General features: G+C 52.2%; 1 rRNA gene. It reads left to right on the top strand.

Annotated elements, in window-relative coordinates:
* A 23S ribosomal RNA gene (locus VH187_RS06845) occupies window positions 1-1,674 on the top strand; the annotation flags it as partial.

Raw genomic sequence — 1,674 nt, 5'->3', positions numbered from 1 at the left:
GTGTTCGGTGGATGCCTTGGCGCTGAGAGGCGATGAAGGACGTGCTACGCTGCGATAAGCCGTGGGGAGCTGCGAAGAAGCTTTGATCCACGGATTTCCGAATGGGGAAACCCACCTTCGATAGCTGGAACTCCAAGATCTTGTATCTTGGGGTTCGTACAGCAATGTATGAGACCAAGCCGCAAGGTTTTGGATTTCCAGTTATCAAGTGAAGGTATGAAATCTCTGAATTCATAGGAGGTTTTAAGCGAACCCGGGGAACTGAAACATCTAAGTACCCGGAGGAAAGGACATCAAACGAGACTCCGTTAGTAGTGGCGAGCGAACGCGGACCAGGCCAGTGATACATCAAAGACAACCGGAACCTGTCAGGAAAGCAGGGCCTCAGAGGGTGATAGCCCCGTACGGGTAATGCGATGATGTATCCTTGAGTAAGGCGGAACACGTGAAATTCTGTCTGAACACGGGGGGACCACCCTCCAAGCCTAAGTACTCCTCAGCGACCGATAGTGAACCAGTACCGTGAGGGAAAGGTGAAAAGCACCCCGACGAGGGGAGTGAAATAGACCTGAAACCGGACACCTACAAACAGACGGAGCCCAAGATACGTTCTGGGTGACGTCGTACCTTTTGTATTATGGGCCAGCGACTTAATTTAACGAGCAAGCTTAAGCCGATAGGCGTAGGCGTAGCGAAAGCGAGTCTGAATAGGGCGTCAAGTTCGTTGTATTAGACCCGAAACCTAGTGATCTAGCCATGAGCAGGTTGAAGGTGAGGTAACACTCACTGGAGGACCGAACGGGTGTCTGTTGAAAAAGACTCCGATGACTTGTGGTTAGGGGTGAAAGGCCAATCAAACTGGGAAATAGCTGGTTCTCCGCGAAAGATATTTAGGTATCGCCTCGCATGAATGCTTCGGGGGGTAGAGCACTGGATGGGCTAGGGGGACTTACCGTCTTACCAAACCCAACCAAACTCCGAATACCCGAAAGCAATATGCGGGAGTCACACGGCGGGTGCTAACGTCCGTCGTGGAGAGGGAAACAACCCGGACCTACAGCTAAGGCCCCTAATTCGTGGCTAAGTGGGAAAGGATGTGGAAATCCCAAAACAACCAGGAGGTTGGCTTAGAAGCAGCCATCCTTTAAAGAAAGCGTAACAGCTCACTGGTCTAGACAAGGGTTCCTGCGCCGAAGATGTACCGGGGCTCAAGCCGCGAGCCGAAGCTTTGGGTTTGCCGAAAGGCAAGCGGTAGCGGAGCGTTCCGTAGGTCCGTGAAGGGACAGCCGTGAGGCATCCTGGAGATATCGGAAGTGCGAATGCTGACATGAGTAACGACAAACACTGTGAAAGACAGTGTCGCCGAAAGTCCAAGGGTTCCTGCGTAAAGTTAATCTTCGCAGGGTTAGCCGGTCCCTAAGGCGAGGCCGAAAGGCGTAGTCGATGGGAATGCAGTGAATATTCTGCAGCCAGTGGATGGTGACGAATTCCGTATGTTGTCTGACCTTAATGGATTGGTCGGGCCTCGAAGGGGTTCCAGGAAATAGCCTCCACATTAGACCGTACCCCAAACCGACACAGGTGGACTGGTAGAGTATACCAAGGCGCTTGAGAGAACTATGTTGAAGGAACTCGGCAATTTACCTCCGTAACTTCGGGATAAGGAGGCCCATT

The sequence above is a fragment of the Scandinavium sp. genome (assembly GCF_036271055.1).
Taxonomy (GTDB): Bacteria; Pseudomonadota; Gammaproteobacteria; order Enterobacterales; family Enterobacteriaceae; genus Scandinavium.
The sequence above is the reverse complement of the archived record's forward strand: the minus strand, read 5'-3'. Positions and strand labels throughout refer to the sequence as shown.